Source organism: Halopseudomonas sp. (assembly GCF_036960865.1).
Lineage (GTDB): Bacteria > Pseudomonadota > Gammaproteobacteria > Pseudomonadales > Pseudomonadaceae > Halopseudomonas.
Window position 1 is genome coordinate 112,228 of the sequence record NZ_JBALWE010000001.1, and the last position, 23,068, is coordinate 135,295.

The following is a 23,068-nucleotide window of genomic DNA, read 5'->3' on the forward strand; positions in this document are numbered from 1 at the left end:
TGCGGCCAAACATCATCGTCGGCCGCTTATCTCAATTGAAAAGCTGTAAAAAGGCCGCTATTGCAGCCTGGCGCGCCAGTGTACCCAACCCTCTGCGTCTGGTCGCCCCAACAACTTGAGCGCCTCAGCCAGCCCTGCGTCGGCCTGGGTGCGCGCTTTCAAACGAGTGTCCAGTTGCATCGCCTGGGCGGGCCGCCATCTGGCCGTACCCTGCAGCCCCAGCGGTCCATCCTGATCGGACAAGGCCATCAGCAGCCAGTCATCGTCGCTGCTGAGCTGCGCGGTTAGATGCCCCAGTGCCAAGGGTTCTGGCAAGCCGCCACCGGCGTTCTGCCAGGCAATTCGGCCTTCGGCATGTACAACTCGCTCGAAGTCCTTGAGGCGAAGCTCCGGAATATCCAATAACCAGTCGCCCGTAAGAATAAAGGGCGCCTTGTTCACCGCCGCCATGCTACGCGCATCCAACCGCCCGTTAACCTGTTCCAGCGCGACACTGCCCAAGCCTACCCGCAAGGTCGCGTAGACCTGGCTGTTGCGCGGCCGCCAATCCAGATCCAGGGCCAACTGCCCCTTGAACACGGCTGCGGGACGCCAATCCCAGCGCAGCGCGCCCTGGTCGATCCCTTCAACCTGCATATTGGCTACCTGTCCCTGCCACAAGGTGCCGGTTATGCCGTGCAGCTGCACCGCGGCAGGCAGGCTCGGCGCCACCTGCCGCCAGACCAGACTCGCCGGCAGATTGCTTACCAGCGTCACGGAAAAGACCAGCAATGCCAGCCAGAAAAACCGCTTGATACTCAAAAACCGCAACATCACGGACGCTCCACCAGCAAGCGGGCAGATACCATGCCCTTGACCTCGGACACGTCAATCGCCAGTTGACTGACCTGCAAACCTTGCCGTTGCTCCAGATCGGCCAGCCAACTGAGCAAGGCATCCATGCCTACCTGATCAAAGCTCAGACGCGCACCCTGACCTTCGGGCTGCACCCGCGATAACGCAGACTTGAGACCCGCCGCGTTGGCGGAAACCTCCACCAGGGTCAGCACTGAGCCCCCGCCGGAGCTGTTGCCGCTGCCCTGCTGCAAGCGCGCTCGGCGACGCACATCATCGCTCACCTGCTCCATCCACAGCCGCTCGGCCGTCAACGTACGCACATCCTGTTTCAGCTCGGCTCTGCCGGCTATCAGGGGCTCCCAGATGCCAATCCAGAACGCCAGTACGAGCAAGAACGCCGAACCACCCAACAAAATCACTCGCTCACGGGCCGCTAGTCCATTCCACCAGCTTTTCATGCACCACTCCTTTGTACCTTGATGCGCGCGGTAACCCCTTCATTCTCCGAGTCAGCGCCCTCAAGGTTTTCACTGATACCGGGCTGCGCCGACAAAGCTGCGCGTATCGCCTCCAGCTCGGAGAAGGACGCTACCTTCAGTTCCACCTCGACACTCTCAAGAGTGCCACGCACTTGTTGTACCTGGGCATTGTCATGCTCCTTCAACACCACGAAGAAGGCATGCAACAGGGGCCCCATACCGCTGTTGAAGCTTATCTGTGCTCCACCCTGCAGCACCTGCCGAAACTGCATCACCGGATCCTCCCGCCGGCTGTTAGGCAGGCTGCGATCAAATAGCCGGCCAATCTCAGCGCGCAGCGCGTCACGCTCCTGGCTGAGTATCATGTGCTCGCCTGCGAGCCAGCCCAGACCCAGTGCCAGGGCGACGCCAGCTGCGATCAGCGCAGGACGCATCTTGCGCCAGGGTGGCGCCGCCATGCTCACCGCATAAGGTCCGCTGAGCAGGTTGAAGGCTGGCGTGCTTCGCTGTGCTTGCACCAGCGCCGAGGCCAGGTGGTCGCGTTCGGCAATCTGCTGCACCTCGACCGTGTCGGGCAAGTCCAGTCCCAGGTCTGATGCGCTCAGACCGGCGAGCGTGAGCGTCTGCGCCGCAGGGTCAAGCGCCGCCAAGCGTCGGTTGATCCAGATACCTGCAAGACCCGGATCCAGCAATACGGGTTCTTCCTGCGCCGAGAGCACCAGTACCTGGCTGTCCGTCTGCGGCCAGGGTGAAGGCATGACCAACAGCGCCTGATCCGGGCCTGCATCGGCGTGTAGCGCCGCCTGGGGCAGCAATGCCTCAAGCCGCCAGCCCGCGGCGCGAAAACAGTCCAGCCAGGGGCGCATGGGAGTATGGGACACCACAGCGGCGCTGACCTGACCATCGCTGCGACGCGGCCCCATGACAATGTGCAGCTCCTCCAGCTCCTGGCTGACCAGGTCTTCCAGAGCGTAGGGCAGCGCTGCTCGGGCAGCGGCTGCACGCTGCGCCGGTAAACGCACGCGAAACAGATTCACTGCCGATGCCGGCGCCAAGGCCCTTAGGCGCTCTGCCGGAAAGCGCTGACGCAGCTTGGCCAGCGTATCCCGGCCGGTGGCAAGCACCGAGCCGTCGCGCTCCAACCGCCACCAACTCAAGGCCTGAGCCGCATCGCCATCCAATAGCGGTTGTTCAGGTAAAAGCACTATCAACATATCGTCTGATCCACTTCTTATCAGGGCTCACAGGCCGTTTGTTCTCTCAGGATCACTTTGCCGTTGGGCGCATCCAGCAAGGTGCATTGGAAAAATCGACGGTCACCGAACTGGGCAACTATCTGCAGGCGCATGAACCAAGGCGCGCCCTCAGCAGCGGTGCGATCAGCAAACACCTCTTTCATCAGGTCCGCGCTGCGCTCCAAATCAATTGGGCTGGCTTCAGCCGGATAAGCTGTTATGTAGGGCGCCAGCGCTTGCCAAGCCTCGCTGGACATACCGGCAACCGAGCTCAGCTCCGAGGCGACCAGCATGGTCCGATTGGCCGACAGCCGCGGCGGGTCTTGCAAGCGATACAAGGGGTCATCCGTTTCCGGGTCCATCCAATCGCTGATCGCTACGGCGAGCTGCGCCCCGGAGGGCATGGTCACGCCACTGTCCTGCGCTACCCGATCTACCAGGCGAGCGAAGTCGGCCTGCTGCTGTTCGTCGCCGCTAGCCAGTGCATTCAGGTTGTAACGGCAGCGCATGTTGTCGAGCGTGGCCTGGAGCTGCACCTGATCTACCTCAAATGGCAGTACCGGCGACAGGCAGGTATCCCAGAGCAAGTCATCCGGACCATCGGCCTGCTCCAGTATCTGCAGCACCATTTTTTCTGCGCCGAGCGCGATGTGACGCGACAAGTCACGCTCGAATACTGCGCTGCTGCGCCGAATATCGGCCTGCCCCCGCAATACCATGCCAACGGCGGCGGTCACCGCCAAGGCCACCACCAGCAAGGCGGTGATAAGGGCAACCCCCCGTTGCTTCTGTACGGCCTTCATGGCGCACCTACCGGAATCAAGCGGCGAATCAAGCCCAGACGCGGCACATCCAGCACCAGCTCCACCGCCATCGGCAACTGGCTGCTACTCGGATCAAGGCCTTCAGGCGGCCAACTGTTGACGCGCTCCAGGCCACTAGGCCCCCTCACCACAAAGGCAAAGCCGCTTTCTACCCCCAGCCGCTCTTCCTCCTCCACCAGATCGGCGAAGGGTTGAATACGCATCTGCTCGGTATCAGTCACATCCACGCCCGGCCAAAGCTCTCGCTCCAGGCCGGTTTCGGTCAGGCGCCAGGCAGTACGCCGCAAACGCTGATCGCCACCCGCACCGGCCCGCACGATTTCCAGCAAAGGCTGCTCGTTGCCTGCCCGCAAGCGCAGTGGCGGCAGGCGGTCGCCAAACTCATCGCGCACCTGAATATCGACCATCTGCGCCAGATCCCGCTCCAATACGCTCAAGCTCACCTGCAGATCTGCCAGTTGGCCTGAGCTGGCGCGAGTAACGTGATCGGCATCCAGCACGGCGCGCAAACCCGAGTAGGCGACCACACTCATGATCGCGAAAACCGCCATGGCAATAAGCAGTTCGAGCAGGGTAAAACCACCAGCGCGAAACCTGTTCATGGCAGTACAAACCCACTGACCACTGCTCGCTGCCCGCTCTCATCGCCAGGCAGTAACCACAGCCGAATATCAATACGCCGCACCGCCGGCAACGGCAGTGGCGACTTGGCCGTGTAGTCACTGACCTGCGCCTTGTAGCCGAACCGATAGGGCCCCATTTCGGTTTCTCCGCTGAGGTCCCCAACTGCTGCCGGACGCATGCCGGACTCGTACTCAGCCAACAGGTTTTCACCGGCCCAGTGCGCCATGGTGCGCTCCTGCAGGTAGATGGTGTTGCGCGCATGATCACTGCCGGATTTGACCAGCGCTGCCAGCGCCACCGCCAGAATGGTCAACGCCACCATCACTTCCAGCAAGGTGAAACCAGCCGATTTACGGGCGTTCATTGGTTACCTCGACCCGGCCTTCCAGACCGATACTGATGTACTGCACCAGCTCTTTGCCCGGTACGCGCAGGATAATCAGACCCGGGGTCATCTCGCCGGTATTACTCAGCCGCACGTGGGGCTTCCAACTGTCATTGAGTGGCAAACCCTGGCGCGTGCCGTCGGCTTCGTACTCCAGCTCCACCACACCTTCATTAAAATAATGCGGTCCCAATTGCGGGTCCTGCAATGCCTGCCATTCACGCGTCGCATCATCCAGCAACACCAAGTCCAGCAGACTGTAGCCCTCGCGCCGTAAACCCAGCGCGCGGTCGGCGCCGCCGGTAATCAGTAGCTCATCATGGGCCAGGCGCAGAACTCCAGCGAGCCGCTGCGCCTCTTGGCGCAACTCGCGATCGGCGCCGTCCCCTATCGCCAGCGTGGCGAGCCCGGCAATCACCCCGATCAGCACCATGACGCCCAGCAGTTCGATCAAGGTAAAACCGGCCTGACGCAGACCGGTTGCGCGCGCGCCTGCGCTCATCAGCGTTCGTTCGTCTGATCCAGATCCCAGTTGCCAATGTCCATATTGGCGTCGGTGCCACCCGGTCTGCCATCGGCACCCAGACTGTAGAGGTCGAACTGGCGGCCGTCACGACCTGGAGCCTGGTACTGATAGTCATTGCCCCACGGGTCTTTCTGCAGGCGATCAAGATAACCACCGGTACGCCAGTTGCGCGGCGCATTCTGGCCAGTCGGCATGCGCACCAGGGCGTTCAGACCCTGCTCGGTGGTGGGGTAATTGAAGTTGTCGAGGCGATACAAATTAAGTGCACTTTCCAAGGCACGAATATCGCTTTGCGCCTTGGTGGTACGCGCCTGATCCGGGCGATCCATCACGCGGGGCACCACCACGGCAGCCAGAATGCCAAGAATGACGACCACCACCATGATCTCAATCAGAGTAAAGCCGCGCTGGCCTGCGCGCAGGGGCTGGTTTGCAATACACATCATCAGTTCACCAATTGGTTGAGTTCAAAGATCGGCAACAGAATTGCCAGCACGATAAGCAGCACAACACCGCCCATGGCCAGAATCAGCAGGGGCTCGAATACCCCCATGACCATGGCGATGCGCGCTTCCAATTCCCGCTCCTGCGTTTCGGCAGCGCGTTCCAGCATCTGATCCAGGGTGCCGCTGCTCTCCCCGCTCTTGATCAGGCTCAACGTCATTGCCGGAAAATAACCACTGCGCTCCAGCGAGTAGCCCACCCCTGCCCCTTCGCGTACCCGCTGTGCTGCCTCGGACACCGCTTCTCGCATGGGCAGGTTGCTGATCACACTGGCGCTCATGTTAAGCGCCTCCAACAGCGGTACGCCGCTGCCGGCCAGAATGTTGAGGGTGCGCGCAAAACGCGCGGTATTGAGCCCGCGATTCAGACGTCCCAGCAACGGCAGCTTGAGCACAAATTCGTGCCAACGACGCTGATGACTTTTCTTCTTCAACAGTGCACGCGCGCCAAACCCCAAGCCTATGAGCACGATCAGCATCAGCAGCCCCCACTCTCGCAAGGTATCGCTGACGGCAATCAGCGAGCGCGTCAGCAACGGCAGCTCCTTGTTCATGCCATCGAATACCTGCACCACCTCCGGCACGACATAGGTCAGCAACGCCACCGTCACCAGCAGCGCAACACACGTCAGAATCGCCGGATAAAACATCGCCAGCTGAATCTTCTGACGCATCGCATTCTGCGCCTCCACGTTGTCCGCCAGCCGCTCCAGCACCACGTCGAGCCGCCCTGCCTGTTCACCGGCAGCGATGGTGGTGCGATAGATGGCGGGGAATACCGAGGGGAATTCGCTCAGGGCATGGGCCAATGGCAAGCCCTCCATCACCCGGGTACGCACGGCAGAGAGCGCCGACTTGACCCGCGGCGACTCGCTTTGCCGCGCCACCGTGCCGAGAACCTCTTCAATCGGCAGCCCCGCCCGGGCCAAGGTAGCCATCTGTCGGGTGGCCAGCGACAACTCCAATGGCTTGATGCGTTTTTGCATGCTCGGCATGCGCAGGCGCGAGCTGCTCTCGGCAACCTGACTGACCGACATCGGCGTGAGCCCCTGATCGCGCAGGCGGCCACGCACCTGGCGGGGCGAGTCGCCCTCTTCCACACCCTTGCGAGTGCGCCCGGCATTGTCGAGTGCGACATATTCGAAGGCTGGCACTGCTAATCCTCCCGGGTAACGCGCAGGACTTCTTCCAGCGTCGTGTCGCCCGCCAGCACGCGGCGCAAACCATCCTGACGAATACCCATCTGACCCAGACGCGCGTGGCGCACCATCGCCTGTTCGCTGGCACCGTCATGGATCAAGCCACGCAGCGTGTCGTCGATTTCGATCAACTCGTAAATACCGGTACGGCCACGGTAGCCGCCGCCGTTACAGGCATCGCAACCCACGGCGCTGTACAGTGTGGGCGGTTGTTCCGCATCCATGCCCATCAGCCGGCATTCACTGGCACTGGCCTGATGCGGTTTGCGGCATTGCGGGCAAAGCGTGCGTACCAGACGCTGCGCCAACACCCCATTGAGGGTCGAGGACAGCAAAAAGGGCTCGATACCCATGTCACGCAGACGTGTAATGGCGCCCACGGCGGTGTTGGTGTGCAGGGTGGAAAACACCAGGTGACCGGTCAAACTGGCCTGAATGGCAATCTGTACGGTATCGACGTCACGGATCTCACCGACCATCACCACGTCAGGATCCTGACGCAAAATCGCGCGCAGACCGCGAGCAAAGGTCATATCGACCTTGTTGTTGATCTGCGTCTGGCCAATACCATCGAGGTAATACTCGATCGGATCTTCGACGGTCAGAATATTGCGCGTGCGGTCGTTCAGGCGCATCAGCGCCGAATACAGGGTGGTGGTTTTACCCGAGCCGGTGGGCCCGGTCACCAGTACGATGCCGTGCGGCCGACTGATAACCCGCTCCATGGCGTCATAGTGCTCGCTGCACATGCCCAGTTGGCGGAGCTCCAGACGCCCTGCCTGCTTGTCGAGCAGACGCAGTACAACGCGTTCGCCGTGCCCAGAGGGCAGCGTGGAAACCCGCACATCCACCGCACGACCGACCAGGCGTAGACCAATTCGACCGTCTTGCGGCAGGCGCTTTTCGGCAATATCCAGCTTGGCCATGACCTTGATGCGCGACACGATCACCGGCGCCAGCGCACGTGGTGGTTCGAGCACTTCACGCAACACACCGTCGACCCGCAAGCGGATAGACAAGCGATTTTCGAAGGGTTCGATATGGATGTCGGAGGCGTTTTCCTTCACCGCTTCTGACAACAGCGCGTTGATCAGCCGAATGATCGGCGCTTCGTCCTGCGACTCCAGCAGATCCTCCGGTTCGGCCAGCGATTGCGCCACAGACATCAGGTCGGCGTCATCACCCAGGCCTTCAACAAATTGCATGGCATCATTGGCGGAGCGCTCATACTTGTCGCGCAACCGTGCGGCGAAGGTGTCGTCGTCCAGTAACACAGGACTCAGCGGGTGACTGCTGTGTCGACGCAATTCCAGCAGGCCCTGCGGATCACAATCTGCGCGCACGAATACTTCGAGCTGGCCATCTTCGCGCAGAGCGCCCGGCAACACGCCAAAGCGGCGAGCAAACCGGTATCCGGTTTCTGCCGGCGCATTGACCGCTGGCGCATCAGGGCTGAATTCGGTCTCACTCATGACCTGCTCCTAAAGCGCTGAGGGCGGTGCAGAAATAGGCGACGGCAATGCCGAACCTTGCATGGCGTTCTCAAACGGGGCCGGCAGACTCAGCAGATAATTCCAGTCCGGCAGTACCGGAATGGTGTCCTCGGGCATCACGCGACCGCGGCGGTTTTGCTCGGCCAGCTGCTGATCGCGAATGTAGCTGTACTTGGCATGGGTCAGGCTTTCCGCCACCGCCGTATCGCGCACAATCACCGGACGCAGAAACACCATCAGATTGCGTTTCTGCACGTTGGCTGTGTCGTAACGGAACAACCGCCCCAGTCCCGGGATATCGCCCAAGCCGGGCACCTTGTCTGTAGTCTCTACCGTCTGATCATCGATCAGACCGCCCAGAACGATAAGCTGGTTGTCATCGACCATGACGTGCGTCGTCAGACTGCGCTTGTTGGTAATGATGTCGGCCGCGCCGCTGGTGCCGGGCGCTATCTGCGAAACCTCCTGGGCGATTTCCAGGCGGACTGCATTGCCTTCGTTGATCTGCGGGCGAATCTTCAATTTGATACCCACATCTTCACGCTCGATGGTATCGAACGCCTGACCGGAGTCTTCAACGGAACGACCGGTAATAAATGGTACGTTCTGGCCCACCACAATCTCCGCCTCTTCGTTGTCGAGTGTGAGCAGGCTGGGCGTGGACAGGATGTTGCTGGCGGTATCGCCCTGCAGCGCGTTGATCAGCAGAGCGATCTGGGTTCCACCAATACTCGCCACCCCACCCAGCGTGGCGCCGCTGCCAAGTGATGGCGGAGAGGCCAGATCGCCATCAAGAAAGCCGCTCACGCCCGCTGCGAGGTCGACGATACTGCGACCATTTCGATTGAAATTGATCACGCCTACGCCCGAGTTCTCGCTACCAAATCCCCACTGCACGCCCAGCTCCTTGGCCCGCTCGTAAGACACTTCGGCAATGACAGCCTCAACCAGCACCTGCGCGCGCCGAATGTCCAGCTGGCGAATGATGCTGGAGAGCTCGCGCGACAATTCCGCCGGACCGTAGACCACCACCGAGTTGGTGCTTTCGTGTGCCTCTACCCGCACCCGATTCTGCGTGCTGGTGCTGACCGGCGCACCATTGCCCTGCCCCGTCGCACTGCTGTTCTGCTCGCGCCCCTCGGCGATACCCCGCAATACCTCGGCAACATCTTCAGCCTTGGCGTAGCGCAGGTAATGCACCTGGGTATTGCCGTCCTGACCCGGCACATCGAGTTTGCTCACCACGCTACGCAACGCGATGCGGCTTTGCGGGTCACCGCGCAGGATGACCGTATTGGTGCGCTCGTCGGCGATGATGCGTGGCCCCTTGGTGAACTCCTCGCTTGGGGCATTGCTTTCAAGGCCTTGCACAATACGCACAACATCCAGCGCCGAGGCGTGTTCCAGCGGCAGCACTTCGAAGTCTTCCATCGACTCCTGATCAATACGCTCAACCAGGGTTTGAATACGGCGCACATTGGCCGCCGTGTCGGCAATGACCAGCGTATTGGACTCCGCTGCAGCCGCCAGATGACCACCCTTGGGCACCAGAGGCCGCAGAATGCGTACCAGTTGACCGGCGTTAATGTTTTTCACATTGATTACGTGGGTGATTACCTCATCACCAGGGGTATCGCTGCTCAGCCCGGCCAGCTCGTTTTCCTTGGCCTGTACCTCCGGCACAATGCGCACTACGTCATCCGCGCCACGCACGGCAGCAAAACCGTAGGATTTCAGCACCCCCAGAAACAGCGGATAGAGCTCACCCCGTGGAATCGGCTTGCCCGACACCACATTCACCTCGCCCCGCACGCGCGGATCGACAATGAAATTGATGCCGGTTTCCTGACTGACGATCTCAATCAGGCCATTGATGTCGGCACCGCGCAAATTCAGTACCAGATCTTCGGAACCATCCCCCTGCGGCTCAACCAGCGCCTGCGCGGCCAGTTGGGTACTACCAAGACACAGGCTCAACGCCAACGAGAGGGCAAAACGGTTAAGACGAAACTGCATTGGCATCGTATATCAATCCATCGTTATCGTTATGTTCATGGGCTCGCCGTCGCGCTCAAGGGAGACCGAGACCGAGCTAGCATCCGTCAGGCCCTTGAGAATGTCGCGATAGTCCTGGATGTCGGCGATCGGCGTACCGTCCACATCGGTAATCACATCACCCGGCTTGAGACCCGCAGCCTCAAACTCGCGGGCGTTGCGTGAAGGGGTCACTTCCAGACCATACATGGCGCCATCCACCATCACCGGCGTGGCGCTGATGACTTCCATGAAGCGTTGTGGGTCGTTCAACCAAGCGTCGCGATCAATGCGAGCTACGCCGCCGTCGGGGGCAAGGGTGAGATTTGAGTCCGTAGTGGGTAACGCGGCACGGCGCGCTGATGAGCGGCCAGCTGCCGCGTTGTGTTGCTTGAGACGCAGGGTTTCAAGCTGGCCATCGCGGACCAGCATCACCCGGTCGGCCAATACCTGATCGAGACGAACCTGGCCCGGCAACTCGGCGCCCACACGATAGAGCTTTTCCGGCTGACCTTGGGTGGAAAGAATAGCGGCGCTGCGCTTCGGGTCCGGGTCCGATAGCACCCCCTTGAGGGTCCAGCTCAGTTTTGTGTCAGGCGCATTGACCACCACCGGGCCGTCTGCGGCCGGGGCACGGCCCAGGACCGACATAACGGCAAGCTCGCGAAAACCGGGCTGACCGGCGTCAACATCAGTGCTTGAGGTGGGATAGCCCAGCGTAGCGGGCGAAGGCAATACGCTGTCAGGCTCAATTAGCATCCAGGTCAGGTGTGCCAGCAGCCATGCGCTGAACAGCACCAGAATACCTGTCACCAATCTGACGACCGCGTCTGATGAAAAGCGAGCAACCAAGGGCATGCGTTCTCCGTAGCAAAGGGGCTGGGGGACAGCGTCCGGGCCAGTGGGAGCAACATTACTGACCTTTCTTTGCAAAATTATTGTTATACGCCTGAAACAGGCTGCGCGACTAAGTCGATTGTCACGATTTTGCCATCTAGCAGCAACCCCCTGAACGGGGTATTCCAGAGCCTTTCAGTCAGAAATGAGACGTTATCGGTATCAGTCTCGAAGACTGCTCACCCGAATAGGTTAGGTAACTGTTACCAGCATCACCTGAATTTATGGTTCCTCATTGTCACGCGCGAAACTGTCTCACAGTTGGCCAGTGACAGCTTGCGAGACACAGCAAACAAAGCTTAACTGCATTCAGCACAGCCAACTCCCGTCTGAAGGGAACACAACAACAACGGCTTGCCCAACGGAGAACAATAACAATGTTTGAGCTCAAGAAAACCGCGCTGCTCGGTATTGCCGTCAGCACCCTCGCCCTCGGTGGCTGCCTCGGTGGAGGGGGTGGCGGAGACGACGATAACGACGTGGTGCTGACAGAACAGGAAGAGCGCATCCGCGACGGCTTCTTTGTCGTCGATGAGGATCAATTGGCCTTTGGCTCGCTGGCGGCGGGCGTTCCCGCCTACGACAACACCAGCCGCTGGACCGGCGTTCTCAATGGTGCCGGTTATCGGATAGAAGTGCCTGAAAACTGGAACGGTTATCTGGTCATGTACGCTCACGGCTTCCGGGGCGAGGGCAGTGACCTGACCGTTGACAGCCCGCCGATGCGTCAATACTTGCTCGACAACGGCTATGCCTGGGCAGCGTCTTCTTATAGCAGCAACTTTTACGACGTACGCACCGGCGTAGAAGATACCAATGCTCTGGCGCTGGCTTTCAACGACATCGCAGCAGAAAACGGCCGCGCGCTGGACATCCCGAGCAAGTACTACATCACCGGCGTGTCCATGGGTGGCCATGTCGCCGGCGCAGCAGTCGAGCGTGAAACTCTGGAAACTGCCAACAACGTGGTCGAATACGATGGTGCTGCCCCCATGTGTGGCGTGATGGGCGACACAGAACTGTTTGATTACTTTACCGCCTACGGCCTAGCGCTGTATGAAGTGGCTGGCGTGGGCGCTGACGACTTTCCGGTATCACCCGCAGATGCCGCAGAAAAGCAGGCAGTGGCCCAGGATGTGCTCTGGACAAACTACGAAGCCAACCCGAATGCCAACGGTCTGACCAATCCTGAAGGGCTGACGTTCTATCAGATATTGAAAAATCTCAGCGGCGGCGAGCGGCCGATTTATCCTCTGTCTTTCGGCGGATTCCAGAGCCTGCTGCAAGGGTTTTTGGGCTCTGATGGAAAAATCACCGGCATCCTCAACAAGAGCGTTGTGGATACCACTGACTTCACCTATCGCTTCCAGACTGCACCCGGCGCTTCACTTTCACCAGCCGAGCTGGCGTTCAACAATGCCATCGTACAAGCGGTGCCCGAGGACGGGGCCAACGATCTGTTGAGCAACGGCTTGCGCCGCATTCCCAAGGTGAACGGCGAATTTGATGTACCTGTGGTGACAGTTCACACGCTCGGCGATCTGTTCGTGCCGATCAAGATGCAGCAGATTTACCGCGAGCGTGCAGAGGCCGCAGGCAGTGGTGACTGGTTAGTCCAGCGCGCCGTGCGCGCACCTTCACACTGTGACTTCTCCATTGCAGAGTTCACCGCCACCTTTGACGCCATGATTCAATGGGAGCAAAACGGCATCAAACCCGAAGGGGATGACCTGCTTGACCCAGCCGCGATGGCTGCAGACGACTTCGGCTGCAAATTCACCATCAACGGTGCCCCGCAGACGGCAACCCGCGCATTTATGCCTCCCTGCCCCGCCGCTGTTGCGCCATAAGGACAAAAAACCAAGGAAACAGGGCTGAAATTCAGCCCTGTTTCCTCTCCACCTCATCTACCACAACCCTGCGCACCAGCTTTTTCACATTGCTGTTGCGCAGCATCTTGACGTTGTCCGACGCCTGCTTGAGTTCATCGGCTGGCAGTGACGCCTCTAACTCCTGCTGCACCTGCGCCAGCATGCCCTTGGCACGTCCCATCAGCCGGCCGGCCGAACGCACCACTGCCGGCAGCCGTTCTGGCCCCAACACCAGCAACCCCATCACCAGTACCAACAGCCACTCGGTCATACCATTGCCGAACATAGGCCGCTCCTTGGCTCAGGCGCGCTGCTGACTCTCGCGCTGCGCGGTATTTTGCTCTGCCGCGTCAAGCGTGAGGCTATCATGCTGTTCGGTGTCCTTCACTGCCTTGCGGAAACCGCTCAGAGCACCGCCCAGATCACTGCCAATGTGACGCAGACGCTTGGTACCAAACAGCAGCATCACGATCACCAGAACAATCAACAACGAACCCACACTGATTCCACCAATACCCATAACCACCTCCAAAAATAAGTAAGTCAGGCGCCACTGCGCCTGACCCGGATATGCCAGCACGGTGCCCGCAGGCACCGTTCAGCAGACGTCAGCTACCAACCACGCCGCCGTCATCCTTCCACACCACCACGGTGGCAGAGCGGGGGTAGGCACCCGCCGTGTTGTCCGGCCAGTTGCTGCTGAAAGTACCCGCCGCAAAGTTGGCGGCACTGGTGCCTTCGCCCGGATGCTGTACGTTGATGAACAGCGTCTTCTGGTCAGGAGACATGGTGATACCGGTGATTTCCTGATCAATCGGGCCGACCAGGAAGCGCTTTAGCGTCCCCTTCTTGGGATCGGCTACCAGCATGGCGCAGTTGCCAAAGGGGTCATCCCAGCCACTGTCCATCTGAATCCAGACGCGGCTGTCCGGGTCGATCCAGAGGCCGTCTGGCGAGCTGAGAATGTTGTCTGCGGTCAGCTTGTCACCGTTCGGATCGTAGCCGATGTTGTTTTCTACACCGCTTTCGCCGCTATCGCCGCCGAACAGGAAGATGTCCCAGGCGAAGGTGGTGGCCGCCTGCTCACCGTCGGTCTCGGACCAGCGGATGATGTGGCCATGCTGATTGGCTGCACGCGGGTTGGCCTCGTTGAGGTTGGCATCCGAACGCTTGGAGTTGTTGGTCAGGGTGAAGTAGACATCACCGTTGGCCGGGTCAACTGCGCCCCACTCCGGACGGTCCATCGGCGTGGCGCCCATAAAATCAGCCGCCAAACGGGTGTTGACCAGAACATCAGCCTGGCTGCTGAAACCAGCGCTTTCATCCAGGCCGTTCTGGCCGTAAACCAGCGGCAGCCACTCACCACTGCCGTCGTCGTTGAACTTGGCAACATACAGCGTGCCTTCGTCCAGCAGGTCGCCGCTCGCGGTGGCAGCGCTGTAGTTGTCAGCGGTCACAAATTTGTAGATGTACTCGAAACGCGAATCGTCGCCGGAGTAGCAGACAACTGGCTTGCCTTCTTCGGCAGGAGCAAAGACAACACCCTCGTGACCAAAGCGGCCCATGGCGGTGCGCTTCTTCGGGTTGCTGTCAGGGTCAAAGGGATCGATCTCGACCATCCAGCCGAAGCAGACGGGCTCGTTGCGATAATCCTGGGTCGCGTCGGCACCCTTGATGCTGGCATCGAAGCGGATGAACTCATCGGCGCCGCCCTCAGCCAACTCCCAGGCATAACGACCAGTGCCGCTACCCACGCCATAACGCGCGTGCTCACGCGGGTTGTCGCCCTTGTTGGTAAAGTAACCAGCCCAGTTCTCTTCTGCCGCCATGTAGGTATTCCAGGGCGTGTAACCATTCCCGCAGTTGTTCAGCGTGCCGCGGGTCATGGTGCCGTTGGGGCTGTAGAGCGTCTTGACGAAATCAGTGCCGCGGACCGGGCCATGGATTTCCATCGGCGTCAGGCCAGTGATACGGCGGTTCAGTACGTCGTACTGCACTTTCCACTGGTTATCGTTGCCCTTGATGACGCGCACCACGGAAACACCGTGCGCATTCAGTTCCTTGCGCACTTCATCCTCGGGGCGCGTACCCGCAAAGGTCGGCAACGCGCTGCTGTTCAAGCTCAGGCCAACCGCCGACTGGTGCATCAGACGCGGCTCAACATACTCATGGTTGAGCACTAGCAGGCCATCTTCGGAGCTGCCATCAATACCGTAGAAATGCATGCCGTCGTGGTGTGAGCCGATCTGGCCGGCCTGATCGGCACCGGTGTTGTCACGCGCAAAGGCCGCAATGCCACCCATGATCGGCGTGCCCCAGGGAATCAGCACCTGGTAGCTGTAGCCTTCCGGGACAGTAATGGTGTCTGCACTGTTGACCGCCACAGCGCTGAAACCGAGCAGCTCTGCCGGTGTGTCGGTTTCATCATCGTCATTATCAGAGTCGCTGTTGCAGCCAGCCAGACCCAAACCAAAGAAGCCCAACGCGGCGGCGCCGGCACTACCTTTGAGCACTTGGCGACGTGCCAGCCGGGCCTCAAGAATGCTGGAAAACAGCGGATTCATCTTACGATTGCTCAGCGGCTCATCACCCTCACCGTGATCAATGATTACCAGCTGATCGTTTTGCACGTTGGACATCGGTTCCTTCCTCTCAGGTTGTAGTTACTAACCCGACTAGAATGGCGATGCCAAATGACATAAATGGGTCCTGTGCATGAAGCTTTGACTGCTTTTTAACGACACTGCGATGTCGAATGCATGACAGCATCTCCGCAGCTGGCAGTCCGTTTCGCCGAGCGCTCGATGCGGACTATTCGCACTCCCCAGATAACACAAAACCCGAGCGACACGACGGACGCTCGGGGTTGGTGTTGCCATCACGATAGCACTGAGCCGGCCTGGAACGGCCGCCCCGCTACCGCTACTGAATGGACTCGGCGAGACCGGTTTCCACTGTCGCCTCCGCATCCGGCCCGATTTCGACGAAGGTGTCGTTATCCAGGGTAAAGGCTGGCCAGTCGAGTTGCTCCGTACTGGGGTTGCCGGTTTTTGCGAAGTTGGTCCACATGGTCATGGTCTGATCGGCGATTGCCACATCGGTTGCACCATAGCGCATCGAGGCAAACACATCCGCCGGATCACCCTGGGTACCGGTCACGCCGTTGTTGTTCAGATCACCAATGACCGGACGCGTGCCCTGAGGCGTGAGTACCAACCCTAGCAGGTAGTTTTGCACCATGGCCGCCGGGTAATTGAACAGATAAGGCAGCTCGCACCCGTGACAGCTGGCCAGCCCCATCTCGCTCCAGCCCGGTGGCACACGGCTGAACTTGTAGATGAACTGCTCCGACTGGTACTGCGCCGAGCGCTGCGCCAGCCAGATCGGCAAGGCTGCACGCAGCGTAGTGTAGTCGCCCGAGGTAACGCCGGACATCAGCGGTACATCACTCGGCATCCCATTGACCACGTTCTGATAATAGGTGTTGGGCTGATAGTAGTTATCGGCGTTGGGTCGGTAGGTCTGCCGCGGAATGCTGTTGTCTTGATCGGCCTTGATCAGCGCCGTCCAAGGCAACGCCCGCGCCTCTGCCAGCGAGCTGACGCCCGCCCGTGCGAAGAGCGCACTGCCGATAGCTTCAGACTCGGCCAGCGATACTTCCGGGCCGCCCACCTCATCCAGCGGTGCCACACCGCTTTGCACTATCGCCTTGTGAAACAGGCCGGTCGCCTGGGGCGAATTCATCAGCGAGTAGACCTTGCCGCCGCCACCGGACTGACCAAAGATGGTCACGTTGCCCGGGTTGCCGCCAAAGGCCTCGATATTGTCGCGCACCCACTCCAGCGCCATCACCAGATCCATCTGCCCGTAGTTGCCCGAACCCTGGTAACCGCTTTCGGCCGTGAGCAGCGGGTGAGCAATGTAACCGAACGGACCGAGCCGGTGATTGACGGTAACCAGCACCACGCCCTTCTCGGTCAGCCCGTCCGGGTTGTTGTACTGGCTGGAGTTGGCCGACAGGATGGCGAAGGAGCCACCATGGAACCAGACCATCACCGGCAGGTTGTCGGCGTCTTTTGGTGCGGTGATATTCAGGTACAGCGAATCCTCGCTCATGCCCCCTTCGTTGACCGCTTCCAGCGCTGTATCCTGCGCAGACTGGTCGGCCCAGGATACCGCCTCCCTCACGCCATCCCAAGGTTCCAGCGGCTGCGGCGGCGTCCAGCGCAACTCACCGAGTGGCGGTTTGGCATAGGGTACGCCAAGAAACTGCCAGGTATCGTCGTTTGCCGCAAAACCACGCAGGTCACCCGACTCGGTACTGACAACCAGACGCTCGCTGGTCGTACGACTGAAGTGCGCCAGCGCATCCGCGGTCGGCATGACGCTGCGGGCACGCGGATCGGTATCGCTGAAGGCACCCGCGGTTTCCAGCGTATCCAGCACCGCCGCCAGGCTAGCGCGAAAGTCTGCCGCCGGCTGACTGAGGTCCAGGCTTGCGGCACTAAAGGACACCTCGTCGCTGATCTGTTGGGTAATCTGTATACCGTTATTGAGATCGCCATCGGCATCCAGGCTCTGTAGCAGGACCAGCATATTGCTGACACGCGTATCACTGGCCGCACTGGCACCTTCGGTGATGCTCAAGGGTGTCAGTTCATCGGCGCCGATGGCCGAACCCAATGGCAGGTCACCTATGGCAAAGCTGATGGTCTCACCGGGGAAGTACTTGAACTTACCGTCGCCACTGGTTTGCGCGGTACCGACCCTCGGCCCCTGATAATCGAGGCCAGAAACCGGACTGTCGACAAAGGTGCCACTGGACGGATCATCGTCGTCGGAATCGCCGTCCAGACAGCCACTCAGGGTCAGCATGGGCGCCAGCGCCAGGGCTAGCCAAGCGGCGCGCAGAGGAAACTTGGCAGTTTCGGGTTTGAACATGATGCTCTCCTTTGCAGGTTTCAATCAGTTGTCCGGCACCGCCGGCAATCTTGCCGCCGGTGCCATTTTTTGTTGTTGATAGATCAGTCTGCAAACTCGTTGGCAAGACTCGACTTGACCTCGGCCACATCACTCAGCTCCACGTACTGCTGGGTCTGGGCGTCGTATTCCGGGTAGTCGATTTCACCGCTGATGCTCGGATTGCCCGTCTTGGCAAAGTTGGTCCAGATGGTCAGCATGCGCTCGGTCACCACCTCGTCCGTTTCATCAAAGCCGGCTGAAGCAAAGATGTCTGCCGTATCGCCCGCAGAACCAGCAACGCCGTTACCGTTCAGGTCACCAATCACCAGGGACCTGTTGGTCGCCGGATCAATCACCAGCCCCAGCAGGTAATGGGTCACTACGCTTTCCGGCATGTTGAACACATAGGCCAGCTCTGCCGCGTGATAAGCCTCTACACCGCGGGCTTTCCAACCGGCTGGCTGATGACTGAACAGGGTTGCGTAGGTGGGCGCTTCCTTCAGCGGCGCCATCCAGGGAAAGACCTCCTTGACCGTATTGATCGGATCAATGGTGTCGTTGGTATTGACCACGAACATGAAGGGCACGTCGTTGTCGTTATCGCCCTCGAACACGGCGCGCTCGGTAGTCGGCAGGTAGTTGTTGTCGACGTTGGTGTAAGGCGCCAAAGCAGCAGCGGCAGACACCACCTGAAGCCAGCTTTTTTCGCGCATCTCCTCCAGCGAGGCGGCGTTCAGGTTGGTCTGTAGATCGCTGCCGATCGCCTCGGCGGCGGCCAGGCTGCGTGTGTCGGGATAAAGCGTGCCACTCTGGCTGATCGCCTTGTGGAACAGGCCCGCGGCTTTGGGCGAGGCCATCAGCGACAGTACCTTGCGACCGCCGCCAGACTCACCAAAGATGGTCACGTTATTCGGGTTGCCGCCAAACGCATCGATGTTGTCGCGCACCCATTCCAGCGCCATCACCAGATCCATCTGGCCGTAGTTGCCGGAGCCCTCATAACCGCTCTCGTCACTCAGCTCGGGGTGCGCAATGTAACCGAATGGCCCCAGTCGGTGATTGACCGACACCTGCACCACGCCCTTGCTGGCAACCGCAGCGGGGTTATTGAACGGTACTGTGTTGCTGGTCAGCGCAGTGAAACCGCCGCCATGGAACCAGACCATTACGGGCAGATCGTCTGCGTCCTTGGGCGCCGTTACGTTGAGGTACAGCGAGTCTTCACTCATGCCGCCCTCCCCGAAACGCTGCAGCCCCGGATTCTGCGCCGCCTGATCGCTCCAGGCGACAGCATCACGCACGCCCTCCCAAGGCTCGGGCTGCTGCGGTGCGCGCCAGCGCAGGTCGCCCAGCGGTGGTTTGGCATAGGGGATACCGAGGAACTGCCAGGTGTTCTCATCCGCTTCGAAGCCGCTCAAATCCCCAGCGCTGGTGCTGACCACCAGGCGCTTGCTGGTGGCGCGGCTGAAGTGCTGCTGCGCGGCGGCGGCACTGACCAGACTACGTGCTCGCGGATCGGTATCACTGAACGCACCGGCGGTTTCCAAGGTAGCGACGACGGCAGAGAGGCTGGTGCGGAAATCGGCCGGCGCCTGATCCAACTGCAGCGTACCCGCGTTCAGCGACACTTCTTCGCGGATGGCGGCGGTGATCTGGATGCCGTTATTCAGGTTGCCATCCGCATCCAGTGATTGCAGCAGCACCAGCATGTTGCTGACCCGCTGATCATCGCTGCCAGTAGCACCTTCGATGATGTTCAGGGGGGTGAGCATATCCGCACCTGCGGCAGCACCCAGCGCTAGCTCACCGATGGCAAAGCTGAGGGTTTCGCCACCAAGGTAGCTGAACTCACCACGCTCATTGGTGGTGCCGGTACCGCCCGAGCTGCGCTGATAGTCCAGCCCTGCCACCGGGCTATCGACGAAGACCCCGGTGCGGGCATCATCGCCGCCGGAGCCTGAACCGCCAAGGCAGCCCGACAGCGAGAACAGAGCGGCGAGACAAGACGCCGTCAGTGCCGCCGAGCGGAGTGGATAGGGGACCTTTGAACCTTTCATGCTGACCTCCGTTTATTGTTGTAATGGAGTTCGTCGAGACGTTGCCTTCATGTTTTGCCGAAGCTGCCAAGGCTCAGAGCCGGCGAAGGACGCGCACGCGGAACCCTTGACTCACCCGCGCTGACAGACGACAGATGGTCAATTGCCGCAGAGCATAGACAGGGATTTGGCGAAGCGACAAGGTAGCCTGCACTGCCACTGCCGCGCGCGAGACCCGCCAGCGATGGGAGACAGTTCAGGCGAATGACCAACAGGTCAAAGCTCGCCCATACAGTTTTTTGGGAGCGGCAAAATAGGTAAACACTTGTGCACCAAAATAACAAAACCAGAGCCTATCCATGCCGTAGCCCGATTTCGAAAATCCGCTTAAATGTGAAAATTAACTCGATACAAGACAATTTTCGGTAACGACAATGAGACATAACAGGTGTCGTCTTAGACCTCAAATGACGCAAATATAGGTATGCATTCATCGAGCTTATAATCTGTTTTGGCGCTGCTTTAACGTCAATCAATACGCCTCGGGCGCCTTGCGGCGCCCGAGGGTTGTACTGCTATTCACGCAGGGTTCAGCTCAGGCCAGGTCAAAGCGATCTGCGTTCATTACCTTGTTCCAGGCGGCCACAAAATCCTGCGCAAACTTGGCTTTGGCGTCGTCCTGCGCATAGGCCTCAACCACGGCGCGCAGCAGCGAGTTGGAGCCAAATACCAGGTCCACGCGGGTGCCAGTCCACTTGGCTGCACCGGTCTTGCGGCAGCTGCTTTCATAGACGTCGGCATCCGCTGCGCTGGGCTTCCAGGCAAAGTCCATGTCAATCAGGTTGACAAAGAAATCATTGCTCAAGGTACCCGGCCGATCGGTAAACACGCCGTGCTGGCTGCCGTTGTAGTTAGCCCCCAACACGCGCAAACCACCGACCAGTGCGGTCATTTCCGGCACACTCAGACCCAGCAGCTGTGCCTTATCGATCAGCATCTCCTCATCAGGCACGCTGAACTTGGTTCTGCGGTAGTTACGGAAACCGTCCGCCTCGGGCTTCAGCGGCTCGAAGGACTCGGCATCGGTCTGCTCATCGGTGGCATCGGTACGGCCAGGGGCGAACGGCACCGCGATAGGCGTTCCGCCGTCCTGCGCCGCTTTTTCAATCGCCGCAGCGCCGCCCAACACGATGAGGTCGGCCAAGGAGACCTTCTTGCCACCACGCTGTGCGGCATTGAAGTCAGCCTGAATACCTTCCAATACCTTGAGCACCCTGGCCAGTTGCATCGGCTGGTTTACTTCCCAATCTTTCTGCGGGGCCAATCGAATGCGTGCGCCGTTGGCACCGCCGCGCTTGTCTGAGTCGCGATAGGTCGAGGCCGATGCCCAGGCGGTGGATACCAGCTCGGCCACACTGAGCCCTGAGGCCAGCAGCTTGGCCTTGAGCGCCGCTATATCCTGTGCGTCGACCAGCGGGTGATCGACGGCCGGTACCGGATCTTGCCAGATCAGGTCTTCTGCCGGCACCTCAGGCCCCAGGTAGCGCACCTTCGGACCCATGTCACGGTGGGTCAACTTGAACCAGGCGCGCGCAAAGGCGTCGGCAAACTCGTCCGGATTCCTGTGGAAGTGCTCGGCAATCTTGCGGTATTCCGGGTCCTCACGCATGGCCATATCAGCGGTGGACATCATGATGCCAACGCGCTTGCTCGGGTCTTCCGCGTCCGGAGCATGATCCTTTTCGGCCAGATTCTTGGGTGCCCATTGATGCGCACCGGCCGGGCTCTTGGTCAACTCCCATTCGTAACCAAAGAGCACGTCAAAGTAACTCATGTCCCACTTTGTGGGGGTCGGCGTCCAGGCGCCTTCCAGCCCACTGGTGATGGTATCGCGGCCCTTGCCGCTACCGTGAGTACTCAGCCAGCCAAAACCCATGGCTTCCAGGGCACCGCCCTCGGGCTCAACACCCACATGGGACGCATCACCGGCGCCGTGGGTCTTGCCGAAGGTGTGACCGCCGGCGGTCAGAGCCACGGTTTCGTAATCATTCATCGCCATGCGGGCGAAAGTGTCGCGGATATCGCGGGCGGACAACAGCGGATCAGGATTGCCGTCCGGGCCTTCGGGGTTCACATAGATCAGCCCCATCTGCACTGCTGCCAGGGGGTTCTCCAGGTCACGCTCACCGGAATAGCGGCTGTTGGGCTTATCGCTGGTGGCCAGCCACTCGGTCTCGGCGCCCCAGTAGATATCTTCTTCCGGTGCCCAAATGTCCTTGCGGCCGCCGCCGTAACCAAAGGTCTTGAAGCCCATGGTTTCCAGCGCGACGTTGCCGGCGAGAATGTACAGGTCAGCCCACGACAGCTGGTTGCCGTACTTGCGCTTTACCGGCCACAGCAGGCGACGCGCCTTGTCCAGGTTGCCATTGTCCGGCCAGCTGTTGAGCGGCGCAAAGCGCTGGTTGCCGGTAGAGGCACCGCCACGCCCATCGGCAGTGCGATAGGTGCCGGCCGAGTGCCAGGCCATGCGGATCATCAACGGACCATAATGGCCGTAGTCGGCGGGCCACCAGTCCTTGGAGTCGGTCATCAGCTCAGCGAGATCCTGCTTGACCGCCGCCAGGTCAAGCTTCTTGAATTCGGCGGCATAATCAAAATCGTCGCCGAGGGGATCAGACTTGGGGTGGTTCTGATGCAGCACGTTCACATTCAGCTGGTTGGGCCACCAATCCTTGTTGGTAGTGCCTCGCCCAGTGAGTCTTGTGTTGGAGCCGTGCATTACCGGGCATCCGCCGGTCTTGTTATCGCTCATGATCATCTCCGCTTCAGGTAATGGGTGCTGTGGTCAGCCCGGAGGCGGGGAGGATGACAACACTCCCCGGTTACCTGCGACCTGCCACTAAGTTAAGCACGCGACCTGATTAGCGCCATTGAGATAAATTAACGCTACCAATAGATCAGAACTATCAAGGCGGCGGCGACGCCATAGCCGTGCAACTGGCCCGCCGGTGCGTGAGGCCCCGCCGCAGATAGCGGCAATATCAAGGAACGAAAATGGCGGAAGGACATGGGAGTCGAACCCACCAGACGCGCGTTGCGCATCTCACCGGAGTTGAAGTCCGGGCGCCCCACCGGGGACGATGTCCATCCATTGCAGCAGCCA

At 60.2% G+C, this 23,068-nt stretch carries 19 protein-coding genes and 1 tRNA gene; 1 reads left to right on the forward strand and 19 read right to left on the reverse strand.

Annotation, left to right across the window (positions count from 1 at the left end; genetic code table 11):
* Nucleotides 1-57: 57 nt before the first annotated feature.
* The 12 genes from V7747_RS00435 to gspC are packed head-to-tail and all read right to left on the reverse strand — an operon-like array spanning nt 58 to nt 10,997.
* Nucleotides 58-813 (reverse strand): type II secretion system protein N, encoded by a 756-nt coding sequence (locus tag V7747_RS00435; RefSeq protein WP_335614099.1) that lies wholly within the window; start codon nt 811-813, stop codon nt 58-60.
* On the reverse strand, nt 813-1,295 hold the full coding sequence (locus V7747_RS00440) for a type II secretion system protein M (RefSeq protein ID WP_335614100.1): 483 nt from the start codon (nt 1,293-1,295) through the stop codon (nt 813-815). The genes V7747_RS00435 and V7747_RS00440 overlap by 1 nt, the downstream gene beginning before the upstream one ends.
* On the reverse strand, nt 1,292-2,530 hold the full coding sequence (gene gspL / locus V7747_RS00445; RefSeq protein ID WP_335614101.1) for a type II secretion system protein GspL: 1,239 nt from the start codon (nt 2,528-2,530) through the stop codon (nt 1,292-1,294). The genes V7747_RS00440 and gspL overlap by 4 nt, the downstream gene beginning before the upstream one ends.
* 20 nt (nt 2,531-2,550) lie before the next feature.
* Nucleotides 2,551-3,354, reverse strand: coding sequence for a general secretion pathway protein GspK (locus V7747_RS00450; RefSeq protein WP_335614102.1), 804 nt, complete (start codon nt 3,352-3,354; stop codon nt 2,551-2,553).
* A complete protein-coding gene (gspJ, locus tag V7747_RS00455) occupies nt 3,351-3,977 on the reverse strand; it encodes a type II secretion system minor pseudopilin GspJ (protein ID WP_335614103.1) in 627 nt (208 codons plus the stop codon). Before gspJ ends, V7747_RS00450 begins: the two co-directional genes overlap by 4 nt.
* Entirely contained in the window at nt 3,974-4,363 is a 390-nt protein-coding gene (gspI, locus tag V7747_RS00460; protein ID WP_092288200.1) for a type II secretion system minor pseudopilin GspI, read from the reverse strand. Before gspI ends, gspJ begins: the two co-directional genes overlap by 4 nt.
* Nucleotides 4,350-4,886, reverse strand: coding sequence for a pilus assembly FimT family protein (locus V7747_RS00465; protein WP_335614104.1), 537 nt, complete (start codon nt 4,884-4,886; stop codon nt 4,350-4,352). Before V7747_RS00465 ends, gspI begins: the two co-directional genes overlap by 14 nt.
* A complete protein-coding gene (gene gspG, locus V7747_RS00470) occupies nt 4,886-5,356 on the reverse strand; it encodes a type II secretion system major pseudopilin GspG (RefSeq protein WP_442909161.1) in 471 nt (156 codons plus the stop codon). The genes V7747_RS00465 and gspG overlap by 1 nt, the downstream gene beginning before the upstream one ends.
* Complete coding sequence (gene gspF / locus V7747_RS00475; protein WP_335614105.1) at nt 5,356-6,567, reverse strand: type II secretion system inner membrane protein GspF; 1,212 nt, start codon at nt 6,565-6,567, stop codon at nt 5,356-5,358. The genes gspG and gspF overlap by 1 nt, the downstream gene beginning before the upstream one ends.
* A gap of 2 nt (nt 6,568-6,569) precedes the next feature.
* On the reverse strand, nt 6,570-8,084 hold the full coding sequence (gene gspE, locus V7747_RS00480) for a type II secretion system ATPase GspE (protein WP_335614106.1): 1,515 nt from the start codon (nt 8,082-8,084) through the stop codon (nt 6,570-6,572).
* A gap of 9 nt (nt 8,085-8,093) precedes the next feature.
* Nucleotides 8,094-10,127, reverse strand: a complete 2,034-nt coding sequence (gene gspD / locus V7747_RS00485; RefSeq protein ID WP_335614107.1) for a type II secretion system secretin GspD — start codon at nt 10,125-10,127, stop codon at nt 8,094-8,096.
* Nucleotides 10,128-10,133: 6 nt separating this feature from the next.
* Nucleotides 10,134-10,997, reverse strand: coding sequence for a type II secretion system protein GspC (gene gspC / locus V7747_RS00490; protein WP_335614108.1), 864 nt, complete (start codon nt 10,995-10,997; stop codon nt 10,134-10,136).
* A gap of 416 nt (nt 10,998-11,413) precedes the next feature.
* Here gspC and V7747_RS00495 point away from each other — a divergent pair, with 416 nt between their 5' ends.
* On the forward strand, nt 11,414-12,886 hold the full coding sequence (locus V7747_RS00495) for an alpha/beta hydrolase (RefSeq protein WP_335614109.1): 1,473 nt from the start codon (nt 11,414-11,416) through the stop codon (nt 12,884-12,886).
* A 31-nt stretch (nt 12,887-12,917) separates the two neighbouring features.
* Here the strand turns inward: V7747_RS00495 and tatB are convergent, their stop codons facing one another.
* The 7 genes from tatB to V7747_RS00530 all read right to left on the reverse strand — a co-directional run bounded on the left by tatB (nt 12,918) and on the right by V7747_RS00530 (nt 23,055).
* Nucleotides 12,918-13,193 carry a Sec-independent protein translocase protein TatB gene (tatB, locus tag V7747_RS00500; RefSeq protein ID WP_335614110.1) on the reverse strand — a complete coding sequence of 92 codons (276 nt, stop codon included), beginning with the start codon at nt 13,191-13,193 and terminating at the stop codon, nt 12,918-12,920.
* Nucleotides 13,194-13,208: 15 nt separating this feature from the next.
* Nucleotides 13,209-13,427, reverse strand: a complete 219-nt coding sequence (gene tatA, locus V7747_RS00505; protein ID WP_335614111.1) for a twin-arginine translocase TatA/TatE family subunit — start codon at nt 13,425-13,427, stop codon at nt 13,209-13,211.
* Between the two features lie 88 nt (nt 13,428-13,515).
* Complete coding sequence (locus tag V7747_RS00510) at nt 13,516-15,546, reverse strand: PhoX family protein (protein WP_335614112.1); 2,031 nt, start codon at nt 15,544-15,546, stop codon at nt 13,516-13,518.
* A gap of 283 nt (nt 15,547-15,829) precedes the next feature.
* On the reverse strand, nt 15,830-17,848 hold the full coding sequence (locus V7747_RS00515) for a carboxylesterase/lipase family protein (RefSeq protein ID WP_335614113.1): 2,019 nt from the start codon (nt 17,846-17,848) through the stop codon (nt 15,830-15,832).
* Nucleotides 17,849-17,931: 83 nt separating this feature from the next.
* Nucleotides 17,932-19,926 carry a carboxylesterase/lipase family protein gene (locus V7747_RS00520; protein ID WP_335614114.1) on the reverse strand — a complete coding sequence of 665 codons (1,995 nt, stop codon included), beginning with the start codon at nt 19,924-19,926 and terminating at the stop codon, nt 17,932-17,934.
* Nucleotides 19,927-20,500: 574 nt separating this feature from the next.
* Nucleotides 20,501-22,717, reverse strand: a complete 2,217-nt coding sequence (gene katG, locus V7747_RS00525; RefSeq protein ID WP_335614115.1) for a catalase/peroxidase HPI — start codon at nt 22,715-22,717, stop codon at nt 20,501-20,503.
* A gap of 243 nt (nt 22,718-22,960) precedes the next feature.
* Nucleotides 22,961-23,055: transfer RNA gene (locus tag V7747_RS00530), tRNA-Sec, on the reverse strand.
* Nucleotides 23,056-23,068: the final 13 nt, after the last annotated feature.

What these genes read in the sequence shown, in the direction of transcription:
- V7747_RS00435 (WP_335614099.1), bottom strand. Translation starts at nt 813, where the DNA reads ATGTTGCGGTTTTTGAGTATCAAGCGGTTTTTCTGGCTGGCATTGCTG.
- V7747_RS00440 (WP_335614100.1), bottom strand. Translation starts at nt 1,295, where the DNA reads ATGAAAAGCTGGTGGAATGGACTAGCGGCCCGTGAGCGAGTGATTTTG.
- gspL (WP_335614101.1), bottom strand. Translation starts at nt 2,530, where the DNA reads ATGTTGATAGTGCTTTTACCTGAACAACCGCTATTGGATGGCGATGCG.
- V7747_RS00450 (WP_335614102.1), bottom strand. Translation starts at nt 3,354, where the DNA reads ATGAAGGCCGTACAGAAGCAACGGGGGGTTGCCCTTATCACCGCCTTG.
- gspJ (WP_335614103.1), bottom strand. Translation starts at nt 3,977, where the DNA reads ATGAACAGGTTTCGCGCTGGTGGTTTTACCCTGCTCGAACTGCTTATT.
- gspI (WP_092288200.1), bottom strand. Translation starts at nt 4,363, where the DNA reads ATGAACGCCCGTAAATCGGCTGGTTTCACCTTGCTGGAAGTGATGGTG.
- V7747_RS00465 (WP_335614104.1), bottom strand. Translation starts at nt 4,886, where the DNA reads ATGAGCGCAGGCGCGCGCGCAACCGGTCTGCGTCAGGCCGGTTTTACC.
- gspG (WP_442909161.1), bottom strand. Translation starts at nt 5,356, where the DNA reads ATGATGTGTATTGCAAACCAGCCCCTGCGCGCAGGCCAGCGCGGCTTT.
- gspE (WP_335614106.1), bottom strand. Translation starts at nt 8,084, where the DNA reads ATGAGTGAGACCGAATTCAGCCCTGATGCGCCAGCGGTCAATGCGCCG.
- gspD (WP_335614107.1), bottom strand. Translation starts at nt 10,127, where the DNA reads ATGCCAATGCAGTTTCGTCTTAACCGTTTTGCCCTCTCGTTGGCGTTG.
- gspC (WP_335614108.1), bottom strand. Translation starts at nt 10,997, where the DNA reads ATGCCCTTGGTTGCTCGCTTTTCATCAGACGCGGTCGTCAGATTGGTG.
- V7747_RS00495 (WP_335614109.1), top strand. Translation starts at nt 11,414, where the DNA reads ATGTTTGAGCTCAAGAAAACCGCGCTGCTCGGTATTGCCGTCAGCACC.
- tatB (WP_335614110.1), bottom strand. Translation starts at nt 13,193, where the DNA reads ATGTTCGGCAATGGTATGACCGAGTGGCTGTTGGTACTGGTGATGGGG.
- tatA (WP_335614111.1), bottom strand. Translation starts at nt 13,427, where the DNA reads ATGGGTATTGGTGGAATCAGTGTGGGTTCGTTGTTGATTGTTCTGGTG.
- V7747_RS00510 (WP_335614112.1), bottom strand. Translation starts at nt 15,546, where the DNA reads ATGTCCAACGTGCAAAACGATCAGCTGGTAATCATTGATCACGGTGAG.
- V7747_RS00515 (WP_335614113.1), bottom strand. Translation starts at nt 17,848, where the DNA reads ATGTTCAAACCCGAAACTGCCAAGTTTCCTCTGCGCGCCGCTTGGCTA.
- V7747_RS00520 (WP_335614114.1), bottom strand. Translation starts at nt 19,926, where the DNA reads ATGAAAGGTTCAAAGGTCCCCTATCCACTCCGCTCGGCGGCACTGACG.
- katG (WP_335614115.1), bottom strand. Translation starts at nt 22,717, where the DNA reads ATGAGCGATAACAAGACCGGCGGATGCCCGGTAATGCACGGCTCCAAC.